Here is a 1,549-nt window from a genome sequence, read left to right as displayed (position 1 = left end):
CCTTCGGTGGTGCCCTGGCAGGGGAGCTGGCGATGGGAACGGCAAACAGTGTAACGGTCGATACCATAGATGTCACATCGGTAGCGGGCGCACAAGAATCGGTAGCGATAGTGGATGCGGCATTGAAGTACGTAGACAGCCACCGAGCCGAACTGGGTGCCTTCCAGAACCGATTTGGTCACGCAATCAGCAACTTAGACAACATCAATGAGAACGTGAATGCCTCGAAGAGCCGTATCAAAGATACCGACTTCGCATCAGAAACGACCTCAATGACGAAAGCTCAGATCTTACAACAAGCTTCAACATCGATATTGGCACAGGCGAAACAAGCGCCGAATGCTGCGATGAGCTTGCTTGGCTAATCAAATTTAAATTCAAAAATATGACTTTAAAGGAGCTGTTAAGGCTCCTTTTTTGTTTTTTTTGAGCTTAAAGTTAAAAATATATGTTTACGTAGAGATTTTATGGGGTTTTTCCTTTTATGAGTGGTTGTTTTTAGGTCTTGGGTAATTAATTTAAATAAAATGATTAAAATTACTAAAGTAATCGAATTTGTTGCCGTTAAATAAAGTACAGAGAGAGGAATGGGCTCCATTAGAGAGGGAACCCATAAATACATAACTTAATTTGGAGAATACATCATGGGCATGACTGTAAACACCAACGTATCAGCAATGACAGCGCAGCGTCACCTAAACAACGCAACAGGTGACCTAAATCTATCCATGGAGCGCTTGTCTTCAGGTTTCAAAATCAACAGTGCAAAAGACGACGCAGCAGGTCTACAGATCTCAAACCGTTTGAATGTACAAAGCCGAGGCTTAGACGTAGCCGTGCGAAATGCCAACGACGGTATTTCCATTGCTCAAACCGCCGAAGGTGCGATGAATGAAACCACGAACATCCTTCAACGTATGCGTGACTTATCCCTTCAATCAGCCAACGGCTCGAACTCAAAATCTGAGCGTGTGGCGATCCAAGAAGAAGTCACCGCATTGAACGATGAGTTGAACCGTATAGCAGAAACCACCTCGTTCGGTGGTAACCGCCTACTTAACGGAACGTACGGCACAGCCGCATTCCAGATAGGTGCCGATAACGGTGAAGCGGTCATGCTTACCTTAAAAGACATGCGAAGCGACAACTCCCTAATGGGGGGTAACAGCTACCAAGCCGCGAATGGTAAAGACAAAGATTGGACGGTGCCAGACGCCGCGACGGATCTGACCATTTCATTGACAGACAGTTTTGGTGACGCTCAAGTGCTGAACATCAATGCCAAAGGTGGCGATGATATTGAAGAGCTGGCGACGTACATCAACGGTCAAACCGACTTAGTGAAAGCGTCGGTGGGTGAAGGCGGGACACTGCAAGTCTTTGCAGGAAACAACAAAGTGGTTGGCGATGTGGCCTTCGGTGGTGCCCTGGCAGGGGAGCTGGCGATGGGAACGGCAAACAGTGTAACGGTCGATACCATAGATGTCACATCGGTAGCGGGCGCACAAGAATCGGTGGCGATAGTGGATGCGGCATTGAAATACGTAGA

Annotated in this window: 2 protein-coding genes; both read left to right on the top strand. The window is 47.2% G+C overall.

Annotation, left to right across the window (positions count from 1 at the left end):
• On the top strand, positions 1-365 hold a 365-nt coding region (locus Q8W40_RS27915), incomplete at its 5' end, for a flagellin (RefSeq protein WP_305402094.1).
• A gap of 279 nt (positions 366-644) precedes the next feature.
• Positions 645-1,549: flagellin (locus Q8W40_RS27910; protein ID WP_305402093.1), on the top strand; the 905-nt coding region annotated here is incomplete at its 3' end.

It is taken from the genome of Vibrio penaeicida, assembly GCF_030689305.1.
Taxonomy (GTDB): Bacteria; Pseudomonadota; Gammaproteobacteria; order Enterobacterales; family Vibrionaceae; genus Vibrio; species Vibrio penaeicida_B.
The sequence above is the reverse complement of the archived record's forward strand: the minus strand, read 5'-3'. Positions and strand labels throughout refer to the sequence as shown.